Origin of the sequence: Actinoplanes sp. OR16 (assembly GCF_004001265.1) — a bacterium.
In the GTDB taxonomy this organism is placed as follows: domain Bacteria; phylum Actinomycetota; class Actinomycetes; order Mycobacteriales; family Micromonosporaceae; genus Actinoplanes.
The window spans coordinates 5,769,532-5,790,166 of record NZ_AP019371.1 but is presented as its reverse complement, the minus strand read 5'-3'; the positions used below and the strand labels follow the sequence as shown (position 1 = coordinate 5,790,166).

Below are 20,635 nucleotides of genomic sequence, written 5' to 3'. Positions count from 1 at the left end.
CGAACCGGATCGACCGGCCCGGCGAGTGCGCTACAGGCGGGTGGCGGCGCGGACCAGGTCGGCGACCGGGCGGGAGCGGCTGTGGGGTGGCCAGGCGATCATCGTGGTCACCCGGGGCGCGTCCAGGACCGGGACGGCTGCGACGTCGTCGCGGAGCTGGGCGCGGACCGATTCGGGGGCGATCGTCAGGGTGCGGCCCAACGCTATGAGCTGCAGGATCTGGGTGTGGTCGCGGACTTCCGGGCCGGGACCCTCCGGGTAGGTGCCGTCCCGGCGCGGCCAGCGGGGCATCGGCAGGCCGGCGAGGGCTTCGACGTCGGCGAGGGTCAGGGAGTCGCCGGTCGTCAGGGGATGCCCGGCCGGGAGGATCGCGACCTGGCCCTCGGTCGTCAGTTCCTCGGTGTCGAGGCCCGCGGCGCTGTCGAACGGCCGGTGCAGCAACGCCACGTCGGCCCGGCCGTCCCGCAGGATCGCCTCCTGTTCGCCGGGGCCGCAGAGGAGGACTTCGACGGGTACGGCGCCCGGCTCCGCGGCATAGGCGTGCAGCAGTTTGGTCAGCAGCTCGACGGATGCTCCCGCCTTCGTCGCCAGAACCACGCCGGGGTCTCCCGCCGATCCGGCCCTGCGGGTGCGACGCTCCGCCGCCTCGACCGCGTCGAGCGCGGCCCGCCCCTCGTCGAGCAGCACCATCCCGGCGGCGGTCAGGGCGACCCGGTGGCTGTCGCGGTCGAAGAGGGTCGTCCCGAGTCGTCGTTCCAGCTGGCGGATGGCGCGGGACAGCGGCGGCTGCGCCATGCCGAGCCGTCGCGCGGCCCGCCCGAAGTGCAGTTCCTCGGCGACGGCGATGAAGAAGCGCAACTCGCGGGTTTCCATTCCAGCGACGATACCCGCCGGGTATCGCACCGGACCGACTCGGTGTTGGCCTCCGCCGGGCCGGGCGACGACGCTCAAGACATGAACGATACGAAGATCGCACTGGTCACCGGCGCCAACAAGGGCATCGGCTACGAGATCGCGGCCGGGCTGGGCCGGCTCGGCTACCGGGTCGGGGTCGGCGCACGCGATGAGCATCGGAGGGAGGACGCCGTAGCCAAGCTCCGCGCGGCCGGAGCGGAGGCTTTCGGCGTACCCCTCGATGTCACCGACGACGAGAGCGCGACCACCGCCGCCCGGCTGATCGAGGAGCGATTCGGGAGGCTGGACGCGCTGGTGAACAACGCCGGCATCACCGGTGGCGTGCCGCAGAACCCGACCGGCGTGGACCTGGAGATCATCCGCACGGTGGTGGAGACGAACGTGATCGGCGTCGTCCGCGTGACGAACGCGATGCTGCCGCTGCTGCGCCGCTCGCCGTCGCCGCGCATCGTGAACATGTCCAGCACGGTCGGCTCCCTGAAGAGGCAGCCGACGAACGGCGGGCCGATCGCGATCGCCTACGCGCCGTCGAAGACGTTCCTCAACGCGGTGACGGTGCAGTACGCCCGGGAGTTCGACGGCACGAACATCCTGATCAACGCGGCCTGTCCCGGGTACGTCGCGACCGACCTCAACGGATTCCGCGGCCACCGCACCCCGCAACAGGGCGCGGCGACCGCGATCCGGCTGGCGACCCTGCCGGACGGCGGCCCGACGGGTGGCTTCTTCGACGACGACGGCGAGATCCCCTGGTAGGAATCGGTCAGGCCACGGCGGTCGCCTCCACCTCGACGAGCTGGCCGGGGATGGCCAGCCTGGTGACGCCGAGCATCGTGGTCGCCGGCGCCACCCCGGCCGCCGCGAGACGCCCGGCCAGCACCCCGTAGTGCGGGAACAGCCCGTCGACGTCGGTGGTGTAGACGTTGAGCCGCACCAGGTTCGCCAGCGACATGCCGGCCTCCCGCAGCACCGCCTCGACGTTGTCGAGGGCCAGCGCGAGCTGAGCCGCCATGTCACCGTCGTGCTGCGGCCTGCCGTCCTCGCTCATCGCGGTCTGCCCGGAGCAGTAGAGGGTGCCTCCGACCAGCTCACCCTGGTTGAAGCCCAACCCCGCCGACCACGTCCACGGGTTGATCGCTGTGCGTTCCGTTGTCATGGCGGCCAGCCTGCCGTCTAATCACGACACCCTCTGTCAGGTATTTTCTCGTCATGCGCGCTGATCGTCTGGTCTCGCTGGTGCTGCTGCTGCGCCAGCGCGGCCGGATGACGGCGGAGGCCCTCGCCGCCGCCCTGGAGGTCTCCACCCGGACCGTGCTGCGCGACATCGAAGCGCTCTCCGCGGCGGGCGTCCCGGTCTACGCCGAACGCGGCCGGCACGGCGGATTCGCCCTGCTCCCCGGCTTCCGCACCGAACTGACCGGCCTCAATCACGACGAGACCCTGGCCCTGCTGACCACCGGTTCCGGCTCCCTCGGCCTCGGTCCGGCCCTCTCCTCGGCGATCCGCAAGGTGGTCGACGCGCTCCCGGAGAGCCATCGGGCCACGGTCACCGACGCCGCACAACGCATCCTCATCGAGCCGGAGAGCGACCTCCTTTCCCGCCGGCAGATCAACGACAACCTTCCCGGTACGTCGATTCTCGAAGTGCGGAGAGCCGTTCTCGCCGGGAATCGGCTGCGCATCCACTACGCAGCCAGTGCTCAGCCGGCGCAGTGGCGGGTCGTGGATCCGATCGGCCTGGTGACCGTCCGGGGCCGGGGTTACCTGCTGGCGACCCGGTCCGGCGCCGACCGCACGTACCGCCTCTCCCGCATCCTCGACGCCGTCCGGCTCCCCGAACCGGCCCAGCGCCCCGACCGTGTCGACCTGGACCGCATCTGGCAGGAACGCTGCGCGCAGTTCCTCTCCGGCGACCACATCCCGGTCCTGGTCCGCGTCGAGCCGTCCCGGCGCGAGGACCTGCTCTCCGCGGCCGTAGCAGTCCGAGCCGAGGAACCGTCTCCGGACGGCCGGCTGCGACTGGAGGTCACCTTCCAAGATCTGCGCCACGCGGTCTGGGCGTTGTGGCAGCTCGGCGCCGACGCGGAGGCGCTGTCACCGCCGTCGTTGCGCACCGCCCTGCACGAACGGGCCGCGCTCGTCGCCGCCCGTTACTCGGGCCCCACGTAGCCCCGCCCGCCCGGCTGCGTCTCCTTCCACACGTCAGCCAGCGCCGATCCCAGGATCGTCGTCGGCACGACCGCCGCGCCGCCGACCAGCACCAGCCCGACGACGACCATCACCCAGGCCCGCCTCCTGCTCGCGGTCCGCCGAGCCCGCCGCCACAACACGAAGGCGACGACGTAGGCGACGAGCACCGGCGCCCCGATCAGAACCGGCGGCGTGAACAGCGACCCGCCGTGCACTCCCAGCAGCACGAAGAACAGGCTGGACGGCAGCGCACACACCCCGACCAGGCACAGAGCCACCATCAGCAGAACGCCGGGCACCCGAGACGGCCGATCCTCCTCCACGGGCGAAACCCTACCCACCCCGCGCGACCCACCACCGGTCCTCTGCCGCGACCATCCCGAGTCAGGCGGGCATATGCCTGATCGCGAGCAGGAGATCCCGCTAGCCGCCCACCTTCGGGCACAGGTATTCCTCGACCACCTCGTTGATCTTCTCGGCGGTGACGACGCCGAAGCCGTCCGGGTGGTCCGGCGAACTGAACCGCGTGTTCGCCCACTTGACGACCTTCTCCTCGTCGTCGCCGTAGTCCTTGATCGTGACGCACTGGTTGCGGCCACGGTCGACGAGCTGATCCGGATCGGTCGCGCTGACGATCTCCGGGTTGATCTTCTCGAGCGCGGCGAGGTAGCCGTCGACGGCCTCCTCATCCGGCATCGGCGGCAGTCCCGCGGCCTTCTCCGCCTCCGCGACCGCCGCCGCTGCCGCCGAGGGATCGACCGTCGCCACGGTGACCGGCGCGAGCGCACCCACCGATCCACCGTCGGAATCACCGCCGCAACCGGCCACCATCCCGGCGGCCGTCATGGCCGTCGTCACTGCCCAGACCAGACGAGCTCGCATCATCGCACCCTGTCCTCTGTGGAGTGATCCCCCGCCCCGCGAGCACGTTACGGCGTCCGGAGAGAGGCCGGGTCGGACGTTCAGCCCAGCGCCACAGGCCATCCCGACACATCGGAGCAGCTGGATGGACCACCATCGGATGTCCTGGTACGCGTGACCGGTCCACCGGCGGCGGCCGCCATCCGGGACTCCGCCGTCCCGGCGCCGGAGCCGCGATGGACGACGTCAGTCCCGGGGCGACTCTTCTGGACCGGCCTCAGTCCCGGACGGCGGCCCGCTCGGCGTCCTTGGCGAACGCTCGCAGCGTGGTCGCGAAGGCGAAGCGGCCGGCCAGTCCCACCAGCGGGTCGGCGTGCCGGGTCAGCCGCCGCGGCGAGACGGTCACGTCCTCGGTCCACGCGACCCGGCAGCGCGAACCGGACAGCGGCGTCACCGTGAACACCGCACCGCCGTGCACGACCCGGCCCGACTTGACCACTTCGCAGCGCCCGGCCCGGTCACCGTCCGGCGGCTCCCAGGCGGTGACCGTCATCGGGTCGTCGAATCCGAGCGGCCCCACCCCGGTCCGGGCGACGAACCGCGCGCCGACCCCGTCCGGCCGTGGCGTCAGAGTCCGCACCGTGGTCAGCGGCACCCAATCACCGTGCCTAGGCCAGTCCACCAGCACGGCCCAGGCAGTGGCGGCGGACGCACGCACATCACGCACGACGGTGAAACGGGCCATCAGAGGACTCCCGGAACGCTCAGTCAGAACACGACCCACGATATCCGGCCCGCCGCCGAGACGCGTTCGGCACGGAGACGCCAGGGGCCGGTCGCGTGCTACTGCTCGTCCAGGAACAGCTCCTCGATCCGCTGTTCGAACAGCCTGGCGAGCCGGAACGCGAGCGGAAGACTCGGATCGAACTTGCCGGTCTCGATGGCGTTGATCGTCTGGCGCGAGACGCCGGCGCGCTGGGCCAGGTCAGCCTGGGTCCAGCCACGCTCGGCGCGGCGGGCCGTGATGTGGTTCCTCATCGATAGCGGAACCGGCCGACGGCGATGGACCCGACGAAGACCACCGACATCAGCACGGCCAGGGCTGCCACGTCGAGCTCGCGGGCGACGAGGTCGGCGGCGTCAGCCACGATGTAGGCGAACCCGGAGACCCACGCCACGCCGAGGGTGATCGCCAGGGCGTCCAGCATGATCTTGCGTTCCAGCTCGTCGACGGCTCGCAGATAACGCATGAACGTCGCGATCCAGCCGAAGCCGGCGGCGAGGTTGAGGACGACCGCCGCCCAGCTCAGCGCCGTCTGCGAGGAATCCCAGAGATGGTCGGGACCGAACTGCGCCAGGGCGACCGTCGCGGTCCAGCCGAACGTCCCGATCGCCAGGAGACCGGTGGCTTTGAGTTCAGTGAGCGCCTGCATGGGTGTCCCTCCTCCATGTAAAGGACACTTGACATCGTGCGGCGGCCACGGCTTCCGTGTCAAGCGTCCTTTACATGGAGCAGCTCGCGCAGAGCGATCTCGCCGGCCGCGGTGAGACGTACCGCCCGCCCGGACCCGATCCGGATCAGCCAGTCGCTGGCGAAGAAGTGCTCGCACAGCCGAGCCCCGGCCACGCCGGCCAGGTGCGGGCGGCGCTCGGTCCAGTCGAGGCAGCCGCGGGCCTGCGGACGTGTTCCCGCCTGCACATCGAGTCCCAGGGTGCCGGTGAACCAGCGACGCCCGGCCGCCGTCAGCGCGAACCCGCCGGTCTGATCCAGCAGGCCCCGGGCCGTCATCGCGTCGGTGACCGCGATCCCGAGCCGGCCGGCCAGATGGTCGTAACAGGTCCGGCCCCGCCGCAGAGCCTCGGCAGCCGTGATCGCTTTCAGCCCCCGCGCCGGTGCGGGGCCGGTCCCGGTGATCGCTCCCAATCCGCGCGCGGGTGCGCGTGGCGGCGCGGGGCCGGGCTGCAGCGCGCTCGTCATGTCCTCGAGGAGCTGGGCGACGCCCGGACCGGCGAGCCGGACGTAGCGGTGCCGCCCCTGTCGTACTTCGCTGAGCAGTCCGCCGCCGAGGAGGCGGTTCAGGTGTTCGGTGGCCGTGGACCGGGCCACGCCGGCGTGCGCGGCCAGCTCACCGGCGGTCCAGGCGCGGCCGTCGAGCAGGGCGAGGCAGATGGCCGCGCGGGTGCGGTCGGCCAGCAGCCCGGCGAACGCGGCCAGGTCCTCAGCGCTGCTCACCCGCCGACCATAGACGCCGCACGGTTCGGTGAGTGCCGAACAGTCCCGGCCCTAGCGTCGGCTCATGCGACTGATCGACGACCCGGCTGCCGCCCGTGCCGCGCTGACCTCCCCCGACTTCGTCGTGCCCGCGCCCGGCGAACCCGGCAAGCCCGCGAGGACAGGGATCCGCTGGTTACGGGCGAACGTCGGCCGATTCACCGACGGCGAGGCGCACGAACGACGGCGTGCCGCTCAGGTCGCCGTCCTGACCGCGATTCCCCTCGACGCCCTGCGCTCCGGCGGTTCCGCGCACCCGGTGGAGACGCTCGCCAGAGCCATGGGCGTGACCGAGCCGGTCGTCGACCTCGTGCGCGACGCCGCCCAGGCCTATCAGCCGGGCACGGGTGACGAGCCGCGCGCGGACGCCGCCGTCGACGAGCTGGTCGCGGTCTTCGGCGGCGTGTTCGACGAGGCGGCGGCGGCCCGCATCGGCATCCTGGTGCAGGCCTGCGACGCCACCGCCACCCTCATCGACCGTGCCCGCCATCGGAGTATCGACGCCGTCCTGCGCGACGACCCGCCCGTCGCCGCCACGAAACGCCAGGCCCTGGTCACGACCAGCATCAACGGCATGCTGATCGAGGCCGGCGAGGTCGTCCGGGTGCGACTGGCCGGCGACCTGGCGTTCGGCGCGGGCGCCCGCCGCTGTCCCGGGCGGGCACACGCGCTGGCGCTGAGTGAGCAATCGTCGACCTGAGATCGGGCGTGAAGGGCCGTCTTCCGATGCCGGCACGCGGGGCCCTCGCCACGGTGACGAAGGCTCGGTGATCAGCGGCCGGTCAGCTGATAGGGGTCGTTCGACAGCCAGCCTCGCAGCAGGTTCTGCTCGAAGCGGTCGCCGGGGTTCTCGCTGACGCCGCCGGGCAGCGAGTCGAGCGTCTGCCAGCCGGACGGGAGCGCCTGGGCCACGAAGCGACGTGCCGGCACCAGGCTGATCAGGAACTTCTCCGGGGTGTCGGCCCGCAGCGGGTGACCGGAGACGTCCGGGACGTTGGAGCCGCCGTCGACCGGGATGCCGGACAGCCCGGCCAGCGGAGGCTCGAAGCGGTTGCCCGGCGACGGGACCGTGTAGGGCGGGCCCAGCGGCGATACGAGCGTGATGCGGTGCAGCCTGCCCCAGCGGTAGCCGTCCTGGTCCGCCGATCCGCCGAAGGCCGCCGCGAAAGCGCTGCTCGCGGCCAGGTCGAGCGCGTCCCGCAGGCTCGTGAGCACGAGGAAGTCGCGCCGGGCGGTCGGATCGGCGATGCCCGGTACGGCGAAGAAGTCGATGCCCGATTCGCCGACTCCCCCGCGCGCGACCAGCCGTTTCAGCGCCTGCATGGCGTGGGAGTCGCCGACCGCCGGCAGGCCCGCCTTCAGGTGCTTGTCGAAGACCTCGGTGACGAATCGTCCGCGCCACAGCACGTAGACGGTGGCGGCCACGCTGGCCTCGATCTCCTGTCGTGACGGCGCGGCCAGTTCGGCGGCGCTGTCGGCGGCGTCGAACCCTTCGGCGATTCCGGTCGGGTAGGTGTGGTTCCACCGGCTCAGCCGCCCGGCCGCCTCGACGATCCGGGGGTCGGATGCCAGCGCGGCCAGTGACGGTTCGGAACTGGTCCGGGCGCGGGCCAGCGCCTCACCGGCCATCGGCGCGAAGTACTGCGCGTCGATGGCTGTCGTGTCGGCCTGCATCGCCACCACGTCCGCCGACGTGACCCCGCCCTTACGCACGGCGGCTCGCACCATGTCGGTGATGCGCGCGGCGCGGAAACCGTTGTGGAAGAAGCTGACGTACGAGATTCCGCCACCCGGCCGGCGCTGATTCAGCATGTCGTTGTCGAAGGTGTTCCCCGTCGAGTCGTTGTTCGCCGACACGATGAACCCGGACGGCGGATCGACCACCTTCGGGAGTTCGGAGAAGGGCATGATCTCGTACGGCAGAAGCTGGTGTGGTTGCCGGTTCCGCACCGGAAGCCATTCGTTGCCACCGGTGCCGTCGCGGAGCAGGTACGGCGGGTTGCCGTGCACCTTCCCGGCTTGCAGGTCCTCACGGATCGGCACTTCGGAGTTGGTGAAGTAGGCGATCGTCCCGGTCACGTCGGCGTAGACGAAATGCTGCCCGCCGACGTCGAAGAACTGCAGCGCCTCCTGGAATTCCCGCACGTCGCGGGCCAGGTTGAAGAGCCGGAAAGCGTCGAGTTCGGCCGACGGCGAGAAACCGGTGTACTGCACCGACAGCCCGGTTCCGGCCTTCTGATCATAGGAGAGCAGCGGCCCGTTGTTGCGCCGCGGCACGATCAGCGTCCGCGCCGGAATGGTCCCGCCCGCCGGCACCACGTCGAGGGCGTCGTGCCGGCCGGCCGCGCGCGGATTGACCCGGAACGTCTCGGGAATGGCCGTGATCGGCTCGCGCTGCCCCCGATGGAGGGTGGACAGGCCGCTCGGCGACGCCGGGTCCGGCACCACCTTTTCGGCGTAGGTGTCGCTCACGTCCATGAAATGCTGTGTGGCGGCGTACGCGATCCGGCGGTTCTGCCCGAGGATCACGAACGGCGCGCCGGGCAGGCTGTCGCCCTGCACGTCGAATCCGCCACCCCGCAGATCGATCGGGTGGAATGTCGACGGCGATTCCAGGCTCAGGTGCGGGTCACTGGCGAGAATCGGCCGGCCGCTCGCGGTGTGCCGCCCGCCGATCACCCAGGAATTGGAGCCGCGGTCACCGGAACGGTTCAGCGCCTCGGTGATCGGCGCCGCCTGCACGGCCCGTTCCAGGTAGTCGGCGGCCATCCGGGTGACCGATTCCGGCAGGTCCGCCCGCGGGCTCGGCGTGAAGTCCGCCAGCGGGGAGGCCGGGGCGAACGGCGCGAACGGCATCACGTCGCCGAAGACCGCTTTCTGCCCGTCGTACCCGGCCGCGTCGTATGCGCTCACCGCACTGGTCCGGTCGATGTCGAGATCGAACGACAGGCTGAACGCCAGCGTCTTGATCACCACGATGCTGTCCACCTCGGTCCACGGCGCGACCTTGGTGACGTTCACGGTCCGATATTGATCAGGCAATTCCTGGCCGGCCAGCCAATCGTTCACCCCCTGCGCGTACGCCCGGAGCGCCGTGCGGGTCTCCGCCGACAACACCGCGAGACTCTTCTCCGCGGTCCGGCGCAACCCCATGGTCCTCATCTGCACGTCACTGGCGAGGGCGCTGCTCCCGATCAGTTCGGCGAGGGTGCCGGATCCACGCCGGCGCGAGACGTCCATCTGGAACATCCGATCCTCGGCGTGCACCCGGCCCTGCAGCCGGAACAACTCGTACCGGTTGCCGGCCCGCAGATGCGGAACACCGTTCGCGTCCCGCACGACCGAGCCGGCCTGGGCCGGTGGCACGCCGCTGAGCAGGGCGGCGATCAGGGCGCCGGCGGTGAGCAGGGCGATGTGTGGTCTGGGCATGAAGGTCTCCCCCTTGAGCCGTTCGGCTGGCACTCCTCGTTCGCCGGGAGCCGGCGCCTAGACGGAGATCGATGAATAAAGTGACGTGGGTCACAGCCGAAGCTTCAGGTAGCCGACACGCCGGGCGTGCGGGGTCTGCGAGTCTGCCCCAAACCCGCAGAAGCGGAGACGAAATGATCGAGAACGGACACGTCGGCGACCTGGCCGGACCGTACGCCGTGGGCGCCTGCTCCCCCGCCGAAGCGGCCACCGTCGCCGGCCACGTGACCACCTGCCCATCCTGCGCCGCCGAGATAGACACCCTGTCCCGGACCGCCGAGTGGATCGGCGCCTCGGCGGCCCGCCGGCCACCCCCGCCCCTCCGCGCCCGGGTCCTGTCCGCCGCCTTGGCAGCCCGCCCGGCCCGCCCAGCCCTGGACGCCGAGGCCATGCGGCTGACCGAGGTCTATACCGCACAGGTCCGGGAGTTGGATCGGCTGCTCGGGGCACTGACGCCTGAGCAGTGGTCGCAGCCGTCGGCGCCGCACACGAGCGTTCGAGGGCTGGTGGCTCATCTGTCCGGGAACGATCGGGTGGTTGCGGACGCTGCCGACGTGCACGCAGCGAGCTCGGGCAGCGACCCCGCACTCCTGGATCGGGAAAGCGCCGGACCGGCGGGTGAGGGGGTGAGAGCTGATGGTGCCGGCGTACGAGGAATGTGGCGCAGGCAAGCCGGCGCCCTCATCTCCTCGCTCAGCCACGCAGGGGGTGACGTGCTGGGCCGGGAGGTGCAGCTCGCGGGGCGCAGCGGCGTCCGGCGGCCGCTGCGGGAGGCGATGATCCAGCGGGGGTTCGAGACGTGGATCCATGCTGAGGACGTACGCGCGGTGCTCGATCTGCCCCCTCGGGAGCCGGGCCCGCGGCAGGTCGCGGACATCGTCGGGTTCGCTCTGGGACTGCTGCCGGAGGCCATGAGAGCCGCTGGGCACCGTGGAACGGTCGAGCTGAATCTGACCGGAGACGACAGCCGGGTCGGTCTCGTCGGCGACGGAGAAGCGGTGGCACGAGTGACGCTGCCGGCGGAACGATTCTGCCGGCTGCTGGCCGGGCGGCTGACGCCGGACGCGGCCGGTGCGGAGATCGACGGCGACGCGAGAGCGGCGAATGCCCTGCTCACCGTGGCGTCCACGATGGGGTGTGAGTGAGATGCGCACGCTGCCGGACGCCGACGACGTGCGGATCCGTGACGGGCTGATCGCGGGTTCGGAGGAGAGCCTGGCCGAGGTGTACGACCGGTACAGCCCGCTCGTCTACGGCCTCGCACTGCAGACGACCCGCGATCGTGGAGCGGCCGAGGACATCACCCAGGAGGTGTTCGTCGATCTGTGGCAGCGGCCGGAACGCTTCGACCCGTGCCGCGCTCCGCTCGGCGGCTGGCTCAGCATGATCGCGCGCCGCCGCGGCATCGACTGGGTGCGCCGGCGTCGTGCGCACCTGCATGCGCTGGCCTTCGTGGCCGACGGCGAACCGGAACATCGGGTCGAGGAGGCGGTGCTGGTCTCGGCCACGCACACGCAGGTCCGCCGGGCCGTCGCGGACCTGCCCGCGACACATCGGCAGGCGGTGCTGCTGGCCTACTACGACGGGCTGACCTATCGGGAGGTCGCTGTCGCGCTGAACATTCCGGAGGGAACGGCGAAGTGGCGATTACGCAACGCCCTGCACCGCATCGGCGAACGCCTCACCGCCGAAGGCATCCACCAGGAATGACGACTCGAGGAAGGCCGTTTGGTCCGATACGCGCTGAACCGAGGGATTGACCAGATCACTATCGGGTACCGCGAACGGCGTGACTGCGCGTGATGACGACACTCATCGGAACCGTACCGCCGCCGCGATGCACGACACCGCCGAACGGCTGGAGATCGCCGAGGCGATCCTGCACCGCAGCGCCGACCGCTCGCCGGACGAGGCCACGAAGGAGCGGCTGCATCGGCTCGGCGACGAGGTGACGTCGCAGGCGAAGGACATCGACAGGCGAGCCGGCCGCCTCGACGGGCAGTGAGGCGCCGGCCTCACGCCGTTGCCGTGACAGCGGACCGATGAGTTTCCGGCGCGCGGCGGGTCTACCCCGGTGACCGACTGACGAGAAGGAGGCCACCATGGGCACGATCTCCATCGACCTGTTCACCACTCTCGACCTGGTCGCCCAGGCGCCGGGCAATCCGGAGGAGGACCCGGAGAACGGATTCGCGTTCGGCGGCTGGCAGGCGCCGCTGTTCGACGAGGCGGTCGGCGCGCAGGTCGAGGGCGCCATCCAGAAGACCGACGCGCTGCTGCTGGGCCGGCGCACCTACGACATCTTCGCCGCCTACTGGCCGCATCAGCAGGACGGGCACAACAGCAGCATCGCCACGACGTTCAACCGCATCCCCAAGTACGTCGCGTCCCGCGGCGCGCCGAAACTGGACTGGGCCGGTTCGGCGCAACTCGGTCCGGACCTGGCTTCCGCCGTACGAGAGATCAAGGATCGTCATGACGACATCCACGTGATCGGAAGCCTGGATCTCGTGCAGTCACTGCTGCGGGAGCGGCTGTTCGACAGGCTCGTGCTCTGGGTCTACCCGATCGTGCTGGGCAGCGGCAAGAAGGTCTTCGACGGCGGCGCGGTCCCGGCAAACCTGGAGCTTCTCGAGCCGGCGTTCACCTCACCGGGCGGCGCGGTGCTGCTGCGCTATGGGATCAAGGACGGCCTTCCCGGTACGGGTGACATGGCCGATCTCTGAGCACTTCCCTCGAAGGCCCGGCGTCATCGATGCCGGGCTTTCTTGCGTCCTAGCTATTCAGCGTTACTATGTACCGGTACCTAGCAACGCCGAGTAGCACCGAGGAGGCGCGGTTCCGTGGGTAAGCAGATGACCGAGATGCTCAAGGGCGTACTGGAGGGCATCGTCCTGGCGCTGCTCGCCGTCCGGCCCGCGTACGGCTACGAGATCACGGCACGGCTGCGCGAGCGGGGCTTCGCCGAGATCGCCGAGGGCACCGTCTACGCGCTGCTGGTCCGGGTCGAGCAGCGCGGATACGTCGACGTCGAGAAGGTCCCGTCGGAGAAGGGGCCACCGCGCAAGGTGTACTCCCTCAACCCCCAGGGCCGGGAGTACCTCGACGAGTTCTGGGCGTCCTGGGGATTCCTCGCCGAACGGCTCGATCAACTCCACTCGCAGCCCCACGATGAAGGAGACCGGAAATGACCATGTTCACCAGGTTCATCGAGACGGTGATCGGCGACAAGAAGCAGTGGCGCGACTACAAGGCCCGGGCCCGGAGCCTCCCGCCGCCCTACAACGAGGCCATCGACGCCCTTGAGCGGTACGTGATGTATTTCGGTCCCGGCGACGACCCCGTCCCCCTGCTGCTGGACCTGCTCGACCTGTTCGAGCAGAGCGCCGCGGACGGCACTCCGATCCGGCAGATCGTCGGCGACGACCCGGTGGAGTTCGCCGAGACGTTCCTGAACAACTACCCGAAGGGCAACTGGATCGTCCGGGAACGCCGGCGGCTCACCGACGCGATCAACCAGGCGGCTTCCCGATGAGCGTCATCCAGGTTCGCGGGATCGAGAAGTCCTACAAGGATCTGCACGTGCTGAAGGGCGTCGACCTCACCGTCGAACGCGGCCAGATCTTCGCCCTGCTCGGCTCCAACGGCGCCGGCAAGACCACGCTGGTGCGCATCCTCTCCACCCTGGTGAGGAGCGATTCCGGTACGGCCGCCGTCAACGACTTCGATGTGCTCACCCAAGCGGCGAAGGTGCGTGGCGCGATCAGCCTGACCGGGCAGTTCGCCGCCGTCGACGAGATCCTCAGCGGCCGCGAGAACCTCATCCTGGTCGCCCGGCTGCGGCACCTGAAGGACGCCGGCCGGATCGCCGACGACCTGCTCCAGCGGTTCTCGCTGACCGACGCCGGCGGACGCAAGGTCGCGACGTACTCCGGTGGCATGCGCCGCCGGCTCGACATCGCGATGAGCCTGATCGGCGACCCTCCGGTGATCTTCCTGGACGAGCCGACGACAGGCCTCGACCCGGAGGCCCGCGTCGAGGTGTGGGAGGCGGTGAAGGGCCTGGCCGCCCGCGGCACGACGGTGCTGCTGACCACGCAGTACCTGGAAGAGGCCGAGCAGCTCGCCGACCGGATCGCCATCCTGCACCAAGGAAAGATCATCGTGAACGGCACGCTGGCCGAGCTCAAGCGGCTGCTCCCGCCCGCCGAGATCGCGTACGTCGAGAAGCAGCCCACCCTCGAAGAGATCTTCTTCGCCGTCGTCTCCTCACCGAAGGATCCGTCATGAACGCGCACTCCGTCGGCGACACGATCGTGCTGACCGGCCGCTCGCTGAAGCACGTCACCCGCAGCGTGGACACCATCATCACGACCGCCGTCACGCCGATCGCCCTGATGCTGATGTTCGTCTACGTCTTCGGCGGGGCCATCGACATCGGCGCCGAGTCGTACGTGAACTACATGCTCCCCGGCATCCTGCTGATCACGGTGGCGTCCGGGGTGGCGTACACGTCCTATCGCCTCTTCATGGATCTCAAGAGCGGGATCGTCGAGCGTTTCCAGTCGTTGCCGATCGCCCGCTCGGGGATCTTATGGGCACATGTGCTGACATCGGTGGTCGCGATCCTGCTCTCCCTGCTGCTCGTCGTCGGCGTCGCCCTGCTCATGGGCTTCCGGTCCAGCGCAGGCCCGGCGGCGTGGCCCGCGGTCGCCGGCATCCTCCTCCTCTTCACGCTGGCACTGACCTGGATCGCCGTGATCGCCGGACTGTCGGCGCAGACGGTGGAAGGGGCGGGAGCGTTCGCGTACCCCCTGATCTTCCTGCCCTTCATCAGCTCCGCCTTCGTCCCGACCTCGACGATGCCCGCCGCGGTGCGCGCCTTCGCCGAGAACCAGCCCGTCACCTCGATCGTCGACGCCATCCGCGACCTGCTGGCCGGCAACCCGGTAGGCGACGCCATCTGGACCGCCCTGGCCTGGTGCCTGGCCATCCTGACCGTCTCCTACGTGGTGGCCCTGACCCTCTACCGCCGCAAGGTCTCCTGAGAACGCGGGAATCGGCGGCCGGGTGCCGCGGGGACCGAGGATGAGCGGCAGGTGTAGCTCGCCGGGGGCTGACACGGCCTGACCGGAACGTGGTGGACGGCGGCGTTCAGATCTGATCGGTGTCGATGCCGATGAGGTGGTGGACCCGGCTGGTCGCGGCCGTCAGGAGGCGCAGCGTGCCCTCGTGGAAGGCGCCGGGCCGGCCGTCGAGGACGCAGATCGCGCCCACCACGTGGCCGTCGGCGCGCAGGGGGATGCCGGCATAGGAGCGCAGGTGCGGGAAGACGGTGGCCATCCGGAGGAATCCGCCCGGTTCCTCGTGCAGGTCGTCGATGACCCGCGGCCGGTCGTGATGGGCGACGGTACGGCACGGCGACCAGGCGGCTGGCATGCCGCGGGCAGCGCGCACCCAGCCGTTGAACCCGGAGGCGCCGGCCGCGACCACCGCGTGCTCGGTGACCAGCGTGATCGCGCAGGCGGCGGCGCCCGTCTCGGCGGCGATCCCGGCGGCGATGGCGTCGAGGTGACCGGTGACGTGCAGCGCCGCCCGGACGAGCTTGCCGACCGCCGCCTCACGGTTGTCGAACGCCACGTCCAGCGAGCAGGTCTCGAAGCTGAGCATGCGAGACACCGTACGACCGGCGGGTCACCGCTCGTTGCTCAATCGGTTGCAATCAGGATCTTGCCGATCGTGCCCTGTTCGACGGCGTCGTGGGCCTCGGCCGTCCGGTCCAGCGGGAAGTGGCGCAGCGGCAGGCCGTGCTCCTCGCCGACCGGCAGCGCACCGTCGCGCAGAGCAGCGCCGACGTCCTCGGCGGCGGCCTGCAGAGCCTGCTCGCCGACGGTGTAGAGGATCAGGAACTGCACCCTGGCGTTGAGCATCATGTGCGGGCGGATGTCGAAGGCCGCGGTGTCGCCGCCGTTGTTCGCGTAGACCGCGATCGTGGCGTGGTTGGCCGCCACCGCCTGGTTGAGTTCGGCGTTCCGGGCCACCGACACCTCCACGATGATGTCGACACCGTCCGGCGCCACCGCGCGGATCTCCTTCGCCGGCTCGCCGCGGGTGTAGTCGACGACGTGGTGCGCCCCGGCCGCCCGGGCCAGGGCCGCCTTCTCCTCGCTGCTGACGGTCGTCACGACCGTGGCACCGGCCCAGCGGGCCAGCTGGATCGCGGCGTGCCCCACGGCGCCCGCGCCACCGGCGACCAGGACGGTACGCCCGTCGAGCGCTCCCGGTTCCAGCCGGCTCGGGCCGAACTCGGAGACCGTCAGGGCCCGGTGCGCGGTCACCGCCGGGACGCCGAGCGAGGCGCCCGCGTCGAACGAGATCCCCTCCGGCAGCGGGAAGGCGTGCGCCGCCGGGACGATCGAGAACTCAGCGGCCGTGCCGTACGGGCTGCCGTGCGCCGCGAGCATCACCCACACCCGGTCGCCGATGGAGTGCGACAGCACGCCGGGACCGACCGCGTCCACCACGCCGGCGCCGTCCATGTTCGGCGTGACCTCGGAGAAGCCCAGGTCACCGGCGGATCGCCGCTTCCAGTCGGTCGGGTTGACGCCGGAGCGGTGGATCCGCACCCGGATCTGGCCGTCGCCCGGCTCGGGCAGGTCCCGCTCGACCAGGGTGAGGACTGTGCTGTCGCCGGTGCCGCTGAACACGATCGTCTTCATGGGTTCGAACCTACGTCAGTCGTGGCCTGCCGGATCAGGGTTGCGATCGCCCGCGACCGGCTGCCGGACGGCCAGGCCAGCACCGTGGTGATCGCCGGGGCGTCGACGACCGGGACCGCCGCGTGCTCGGGCCACTGCCAGGCGCGGCTCGACGCCGGGATGACCAGCAGGGTCCGGCCGAGCGCCACCAACTGGGCGAGTTGCGACTGGGTGCGCACTTCAGGTCCAGGCCCTTCGGGGTACGTCCCATCGAGCCGTGGCCACCGCGCCATCGGCAATCCGGGCACCTCGCTGACCTCGGCCAGGGTCACGCGGTCGCGAGAAGCGAGCGGATGCGCGGCGGGGACGATCGCGACCTGCCCCTCGGTGAGCAGGTCCTCGGTGTCGAAGCCGGCCAGGTCGTCCACCGGGCGGTGCATGACGGCGACGTCCGCCCGGCCGTCGCGCAGGAAACGCGCCTGTTCACCGACCTCGCAGAGCAGCACCTCGGGTTTGTCGTCGACCGCGTCGAGAAGCCGTTGCAGCAGCTCGTGGGAGGCGCCCGCCTTGGTGACCAGGACCAGTGGGCGCTGCGGGTCGCCGGCGCGACGGGTCCGGCGGGCGGCGGCGCGCACCGCGTCGAGGGCCGTGACCGCCTCCTTCCGCAGCACCCGGCCGGCCTCGGTGAGGGCCACTCCCCTGCGGTCCCGGTCGAAGAGCCGGACGCCCAGACGCCGCTCCAGCAGGCTGACGGCCCGGGACAGTGGTGGTTGCGCTATACCGAGACGGGCGGCGGCCCGGCCGAAGTGCAGCTCTTCGGCGACCGCGAGGAAGTACCGCAGCTCACGTGTCTCGAGATCATCCACGCTTCGAGGGTAGATACCCGCACGGTATTACGGCGTACCCGGATGATGTTGGATCGTGCAAGCCCGCGGCGGCAGCCTTGCACTCATGAACGGCACCAAGACCGCGCTGGTAACCGGCGCGAACAAAGGAATCGGCTTCGCCCTGGCGCAAGGCCTCGCATCGATGGGCTTCACCGTGGCGGTGGGTGCACGCGACGACGACCGGCGGGCAGCGGCCGTCGCACGTCTCCGGGCGGAGGGCGCCGACGCGTTCGGCCTGGCCCTCGACGTCACCTCCGACACGAGCGTCGCCGCGGCAGCCCGGTCCCTCGACCGCCTCGACGTGCTGGTCAACAACGCGGGCATCGCCGGCGACTTCGCCGGCGGCGCCCAGGAGACGACGACGCTCGACCTGGACGTACTGCGCACCGTGCTGGACACGAACGTGTTCGGCGTGGTCCGGGTGACGAACGCGATGCTGCCCCTACTGCTCCGCTCGGACTCCCCGCGCATCGTCAACATGTCGAGCAACATGGGCTCTCTGACCCTGCGGACCGGGCCCGTCCTGGCGGCCTATGCGTCCTCCAAGACCATGCTCAACAGCTTCACCACTCTGTACGCCCGGAGCCTCGCGGAGACGCCCGTCATCGTCAACTCCGCCTGTCCCGGCTACGTCGCGACCGACTTCACCGGCTTCAACGCGCCGCGCACCCCTGCCGAGGGGGCCGCGATCGCCCTGAAGCTGGCAACCCTCCCCGACGACGGCCCGAGAGGCGCCTTCTTCGACGATGCCGGAACCGTCCCCTGGTGAAATCGGAAGCCCGGCGCTCTCCTCGGCGCCGGGCACCACCCGGCCCCGCCCACCATTCCCGTCCCCGTTCCGGCCGCCTTCTCCGGTCGCGGTCTCCGGGCACGGTGTGGCTGCGGTCATCCCGTGGCGGTCAGGACATCAGGACCGGGCGGACCTCCACCCAGCCGTCGATCACCGGGATCATCCGGCCGATCCAGACCGCGTGATCCATGTCGGACGCCTCGACCAGGAAGTAGCCGGCCAGCATGCTGCCGGACATCGAACCGCTGCTCGGCGTGTTGTCACGAATCGACACCGCGTGCTCCGGCGGCCCCATCGCGTTGCCACTGATGATCTGGGCGCCGGTCTCAGCGATCCGGCCGGGCAGCCGCAGGTGAGCCTCGAGAACGGTGGGCGGCGCGGCCAGCGCGCTCTCCGGCGCCTCCCGCTCATAGATCAGGATCATGAAACGTGGCAGGTTCTCCGACGGGCTCACGCGCCGACGCTAGCAACGACCGGCGGTGGGTCGCCGCCCCGCGCGGCCGGCCGCGTGCCACGATCGGCTCGTGCGCAACGAGCAGCGACTCCCGACCCGTACGCCCGAGTCACGAGCCTTCGCCCAGCGCGTACAGGTGGCGATGGCCCTGTCCGCGCGCCTCAACACGCTTCCCTTCGACGACCTGGACGCGCGCCGATCCGTCCTCACCGAGATCTTCGGCGGCGGCCCGATCCCGGAGTCGTTGTCGATCCTGCCGCCGTTCCACTGCGACTACGGCCTGCACGCCACCTTCGGCGACCGCGTATTCATCAACCAGGGCTGCTTCTTCCTCGACTACGGCGGCATCACCATCGGCGACCGAGTGATGATCGGCCCCCGTGTCACGCTGAGCACCGCCGGCCACCCGGTCGAGGTCGACGAGCGGTTCGACTACATCACCCACGCCCCCATAGTCATCGAGGACGACGTCTGGATCGGGGCGGCCGCAACCATCACCCCGGGCGTGACGATCGGCCGAGGCGCCGTGGTCGGTGCGGGCGCGGTGGTCGCGAAGGACGTGCCACCACTGACCGTCGTGACCGCAACCAGCGTCGTCGAACGCAGACGCCTGAAGCCCTCTTCCTGATCACCGGTCAGCCCACCACCGCCTCCCAGAGGGCCCGGGCGGCCTCCACCAGGGCGGCCGTAGCGACCACCGATGCCGTCACCCGATTGATCCGGTCGAGCCACGGCGATTCCTTCTTGCCACCGCCGTTCTCAGTCAAGGTAGTCCCGCATCACCTGGGATCGCGACGGATGGCGCAGCTTGTTCATCGTCTTCCGCCGGATCGCGCGAAACTCGTAGCGGGTCATCCCCAGTTCTTCCTGCACCTGCGCGTGTGTCTTACCGCTGAACGGTCCCATGATCACTGCCCGCTCCCGCTTCGACAGCGTCTGGAGTACCTGTTCCATCTGCTCATCACGCAAGGTGTTCGCGACTGCGGAGACAGGATCCTCCGCGGCTGTCTGATCCTGGACGGCCTGGATCTCGGACAGCAGTGTGACGCTGGCACCGGCCAACTGGGTCTCCCACACCGGACGGTGCAGTCGGTGCTGGTAGGCGGCTTCGATCCGCAGATCCGTGACGGTATCGCGGACGGCGTTGAACTCCGAGTCCACCGAACGGTAGGCCCACCCCTGCTCGAGCAGCGCCGCACTCGCACCGTCGAGCCGGGCGCTGGTGGCACCCAATCCCAACCAGTTCTTGACGAACCACTTGACCGTCGCGAGATCGCCGTCGAGCACGGCACCTCGGGCCAGCAGGGCGGCAGCCAGGGTCAGCCGGGCCACCTCGCGACGCTCTCCAGTGGAGTGGCGGGCGATCTCGCACCACAGGCAGAGCATCCGGCGTACGGCCGGCACCACCTGATTCTCCTCATGCCAGGTACCGAGCAGCAGTGATGGAAGGATGGGCCTGACCGTCGTGCCGAGGCTGTCCCGCTCGCCTTCCCCGCGATCGCGCCGTGTCGATCGGATCGACTCGACCAGGGCGGTCGACGGCCGGGCGAGGGTCGACCACAGGTCACCCATCGACGGCGCGGTCAAGTCGAGCGCCGCATAGCGATCGATCGCCGCCTTGGCGACCGCGTCGTTCGACGCGGCGCGGGCCGGGGCGGCGTCCGCAACACCGAGCGATCGCAGATAACCGATTCCGCCGGTGGGTTCATCACCGGCGATGACCGTCCAGACCGGCTCCAGCACCTCCTTGACACCATCGGTCAACCGATAGGCGGCCTGAACGGCGGGTTCACTCGCCAGCGCCCGGAGTTGCTCACGAAGGGACATCAGTTCCAGTTGAGGGTTCAATTCCGAGGTCATGCGGGGGCTCCTCGACCGGGGCTGCCGTTCAGCCCTCTTACCTTCTAGGGCGAGCAGGCGAGCAAAGGGCGGAGCCGGTCGCCGAGAGACCACCCGGCGGGGCCGCCCAGCAGCAAAGACATAGAAAAATGTGATTGCGGTCACAGTGCCTGCGGTGGCCGGAACGCCCGCCGCGCTTCTCGCCCGCCCGCCTGCCGGCCGAGCGGTCTTGTGGCCCGGGCCACTCCTGCTTACCATCCA

The 20,635-nt window shown here is 70.4% G+C and carries 28 protein-coding genes; 13 read left to right on the top strand and 15 right to left on the bottom strand.

Annotated elements, in window-relative coordinates; genetic code table 11:
• Window positions 1-30 precede the first annotated feature (30 nt).
• Complete coding sequence (locus tag EP757_RS26430) at window positions 31-873, bottom strand: LysR family transcriptional regulator (RefSeq protein ID WP_127550399.1); 843 nt, start codon at window positions 871-873, stop codon at window positions 31-33.
• 81 nt (window positions 874-954) lie between these two features.
• On the opposite strand from EP757_RS26430, the gene EP757_RS26425 reads away from it, so the two are divergent.
• Window positions 955-1,671 carry an SDR family oxidoreductase gene (locus EP757_RS26425; RefSeq protein WP_127550397.1) on the top strand — a complete coding sequence of 239 codons (717 nt, stop codon included), beginning with the start codon at window positions 955-957 and terminating at the stop codon, window positions 1,669-1,671.
• A 7-nt stretch (window positions 1,672-1,678) separates the two neighbouring features.
• Here the strand turns inward: EP757_RS26425 and EP757_RS26420 are convergent, their stop codons facing one another.
• Entirely contained in the window at window positions 1,679-2,071 is a 393-nt protein-coding gene (locus EP757_RS26420) for a RidA family protein (protein WP_127550395.1), read from the bottom strand.
• A 53-nt stretch (window positions 2,072-2,124) separates the two neighbouring features.
• Here EP757_RS26420 and EP757_RS26415 point away from each other — a divergent pair, with 53 nt between their 5' ends.
• Window positions 2,125-3,084: a YafY family protein gene (locus EP757_RS26415; RefSeq protein WP_127550393.1), complete on the top strand. Its 960-nt coding sequence runs from the start codon at window positions 2,125-2,127 to the stop codon at window positions 3,082-3,084.
• Here the strand turns inward: EP757_RS26415 and EP757_RS26410 are convergent.
• The 6 genes from EP757_RS26410 to EP757_RS26385 form a co-directional block, all read right to left on the bottom strand.
• Window positions 3,066-3,428, bottom strand: a complete 363-nt coding sequence (locus EP757_RS26410; RefSeq protein WP_127550392.1) for a hypothetical protein — start codon at window positions 3,426-3,428, stop codon at window positions 3,066-3,068. The two genes, EP757_RS26415 and EP757_RS26410, sit on opposite strands and share 19 nt — an antisense overlap.
• 100 nt (window positions 3,429-3,528) lie before the next feature.
• Window positions 3,529-3,990: a hypothetical protein gene (locus tag EP757_RS26405; protein WP_232050015.1), complete on the bottom strand. Its 462-nt coding sequence runs from the start codon at window positions 3,988-3,990 to the stop codon at window positions 3,529-3,531.
• Window positions 3,991-4,243: 253 nt separating this feature from the next.
• Window positions 4,244-4,711 (bottom strand): SRPBCC family protein, encoded by a 468-nt coding sequence (locus EP757_RS26400; protein WP_127550390.1) that lies wholly within the window; start codon window positions 4,709-4,711, stop codon window positions 4,244-4,246.
• 98 nt (window positions 4,712-4,809) lie between these two features.
• Complete coding sequence (locus tag EP757_RS26395) at window positions 4,810-5,004, bottom strand: helix-turn-helix transcriptional regulator (RefSeq protein WP_127550389.1); 195 nt, start codon at window positions 5,002-5,004, stop codon at window positions 4,810-4,812.
• On the bottom strand, window positions 5,001-5,399 hold the full coding sequence (locus EP757_RS26390; protein ID WP_127550387.1) for a hypothetical protein: 399 nt from the start codon (window positions 5,397-5,399) through the stop codon (window positions 5,001-5,003). The genes EP757_RS26395 and EP757_RS26390 overlap by 4 nt, the downstream gene beginning before the upstream one ends.
• Before the next feature lie 59 nt (window positions 5,400-5,458).
• A complete protein-coding gene (locus EP757_RS26385) occupies window positions 5,459-6,199 on the bottom strand; it encodes a helix-turn-helix transcriptional regulator (protein ID WP_127550385.1) in 741 nt (246 codons plus the stop codon).
• Between the two features lie 64 nt (window positions 6,200-6,263).
• Between EP757_RS26385 and EP757_RS26380 the strand changes: the two genes are divergently transcribed.
• The gene (locus EP757_RS26380; protein ID WP_197725383.1) at window positions 6,264-6,938 is read left to right on the top strand and encodes a hypothetical protein; all 675 of its coding nucleotides are present in this window, start codon (window positions 6,264-6,266) and stop codon (window positions 6,936-6,938) included.
• A gap of 71 nt (window positions 6,939-7,009) precedes the next feature.
• Here EP757_RS26380 and EP757_RS26375 read toward each other — a convergent pair whose 3' ends face one another.
• On the bottom strand, window positions 7,010-9,667 hold the full coding sequence (locus tag EP757_RS26375; RefSeq protein WP_127550383.1) for a penicillin acylase family protein: 2,658 nt from the start codon (window positions 9,665-9,667) through the stop codon (window positions 7,010-7,012).
• Window positions 9,668-9,840: 173 nt separating this feature from the next.
• Here EP757_RS26375 and EP757_RS26370 point away from each other — a divergent pair, with 173 nt between their 5' ends.
• From EP757_RS26370 to EP757_RS26335, 8 genes are all read left to right on the top strand, one after another.
• Complete coding sequence (locus tag EP757_RS26370) at window positions 9,841-10,851, top strand: maleylpyruvate isomerase family mycothiol-dependent enzyme (RefSeq protein ID WP_160165893.1); 1,011 nt, start codon at window positions 9,841-9,843, stop codon at window positions 10,849-10,851.
• Between the two features lies 1 nt (window position 10,852).
• Window positions 10,853-11,416, top strand: coding sequence for an RNA polymerase sigma factor (locus EP757_RS26365; protein ID WP_232050708.1), 564 nt, complete (start codon window positions 10,853-10,855; stop codon window positions 11,414-11,416).
• 79 nt (window positions 11,417-11,495) lie between these two features.
• Window positions 11,496-11,711, top strand: coding sequence for a hypothetical protein (locus EP757_RS26360; protein WP_127550378.1), 216 nt, complete (start codon window positions 11,496-11,498; stop codon window positions 11,709-11,711).
• A gap of 97 nt (window positions 11,712-11,808) precedes the next feature.
• Window positions 11,809-12,432, top strand: a complete 624-nt coding sequence (locus tag EP757_RS26355; protein WP_127550376.1) for a dihydrofolate reductase family protein — start codon at window positions 11,809-11,811, stop codon at window positions 12,430-12,432.
• Between the two features lie 117 nt (window positions 12,433-12,549).
• Entirely contained in the window at window positions 12,550-12,897 is a 348-nt protein-coding gene (locus EP757_RS26350; protein WP_127550374.1) for a PadR family transcriptional regulator, read from the top strand.
• Window positions 12,894-13,241, top strand: a complete 348-nt coding sequence (locus EP757_RS26345; RefSeq protein WP_127550372.1) for a DUF1048 domain-containing protein — start codon at window positions 12,894-12,896, stop codon at window positions 13,239-13,241. Before EP757_RS26350 ends, EP757_RS26345 begins: the two co-directional genes overlap by 4 nt.
• Entirely contained in the window at window positions 13,238-13,996 is a 759-nt protein-coding gene (locus EP757_RS26340) for an ABC transporter ATP-binding protein (protein ID WP_127550370.1), read from the top strand. Before EP757_RS26345 ends, EP757_RS26340 begins: the two co-directional genes overlap by 4 nt.
• The gene (locus EP757_RS26335) at window positions 13,993-14,754 is read left to right on the top strand and encodes an ABC transporter permease (protein ID WP_127550368.1); all 762 of its coding nucleotides are present in this window, start codon (window positions 13,993-13,995) and stop codon (window positions 14,752-14,754) included. Before EP757_RS26340 ends, EP757_RS26335 begins: the two co-directional genes overlap by 4 nt.
• Window positions 14,755-14,860: 106 nt before the next feature.
• On the opposite strand, the gene EP757_RS26330 is transcribed toward EP757_RS26335, so the two are convergent.
• From EP757_RS26330 to EP757_RS26320, 3 genes are read right to left on the bottom strand one after another with little or no spacing between them, the layout of a single operon-like run.
• Window positions 14,861-15,376, bottom strand: a complete 516-nt coding sequence (locus EP757_RS26330) for a GAF domain-containing protein (RefSeq protein ID WP_127550366.1) — start codon at window positions 15,374-15,376, stop codon at window positions 14,861-14,863.
• A gap of 38 nt (window positions 15,377-15,414) precedes the next feature.
• Window positions 15,415-16,425: an NADPH:quinone reductase gene (locus EP757_RS26325; RefSeq protein WP_127550364.1), complete on the bottom strand. Its 1,011-nt coding sequence runs from the start codon at window positions 16,423-16,425 to the stop codon at window positions 15,415-15,417.
• Window positions 16,422-17,270: a LysR family transcriptional regulator gene (locus EP757_RS26320; protein ID WP_127550362.1), complete on the bottom strand. Its 849-nt coding sequence runs from the start codon at window positions 17,268-17,270 to the stop codon at window positions 16,422-16,424. The genes EP757_RS26325 and EP757_RS26320 overlap by 4 nt, the downstream gene beginning before the upstream one ends.
• A gap of 85 nt (window positions 17,271-17,355) precedes the next feature.
• On the opposite strand from EP757_RS26320, the gene EP757_RS26315 reads away from it, so the two are divergent.
• Window positions 17,356-18,060, top strand: coding sequence for an SDR family NAD(P)-dependent oxidoreductase (locus EP757_RS26315; protein ID WP_127550360.1), 705 nt, complete (start codon window positions 17,356-17,358; stop codon window positions 18,058-18,060).
• Between the two features lie 130 nt (window positions 18,061-18,190).
• Here EP757_RS26315 and EP757_RS26310 read toward each other — a convergent pair whose 3' ends face one another.
• Complete coding sequence (locus EP757_RS26310; protein ID WP_127550357.1) at window positions 18,191-18,535, bottom strand: YciI family protein; 345 nt, start codon at window positions 18,533-18,535, stop codon at window positions 18,191-18,193.
• Between the two features lie 70 nt (window positions 18,536-18,605).
• Here EP757_RS26310 and EP757_RS44655 point away from each other — a divergent pair, with 70 nt between their 5' ends.
• Entirely contained in the window at window positions 18,606-19,163 is a 558-nt protein-coding gene (locus tag EP757_RS44655; RefSeq protein WP_305030420.1) for a DapH/DapD/GlmU-related protein, read from the top strand.
• A gap of 7 nt (window positions 19,164-19,170) precedes the next feature.
• Here the strand turns inward: EP757_RS44655 and EP757_RS44490 are convergent, their stop codons facing one another.
• Together EP757_RS44490 and EP757_RS26300 are read right to left on the bottom strand one after the other, a co-directional pair.
• Window positions 19,171-19,302 (bottom strand): hypothetical protein, encoded by a 132-nt coding sequence (locus EP757_RS44490; RefSeq protein WP_255435128.1) that lies wholly within the window; start codon window positions 19,300-19,302, stop codon window positions 19,171-19,173.
• On the bottom strand, window positions 19,295-20,395 hold the full coding sequence (locus tag EP757_RS26300; protein WP_127550355.1) for a hypothetical protein: 1,101 nt from the start codon (window positions 20,393-20,395) through the stop codon (window positions 19,295-19,297). The genes EP757_RS44490 and EP757_RS26300 overlap by 8 nt, the downstream gene beginning before the upstream one ends.
• Between the last annotated feature and the right edge of the window lie 240 nt (window positions 20,396-20,635).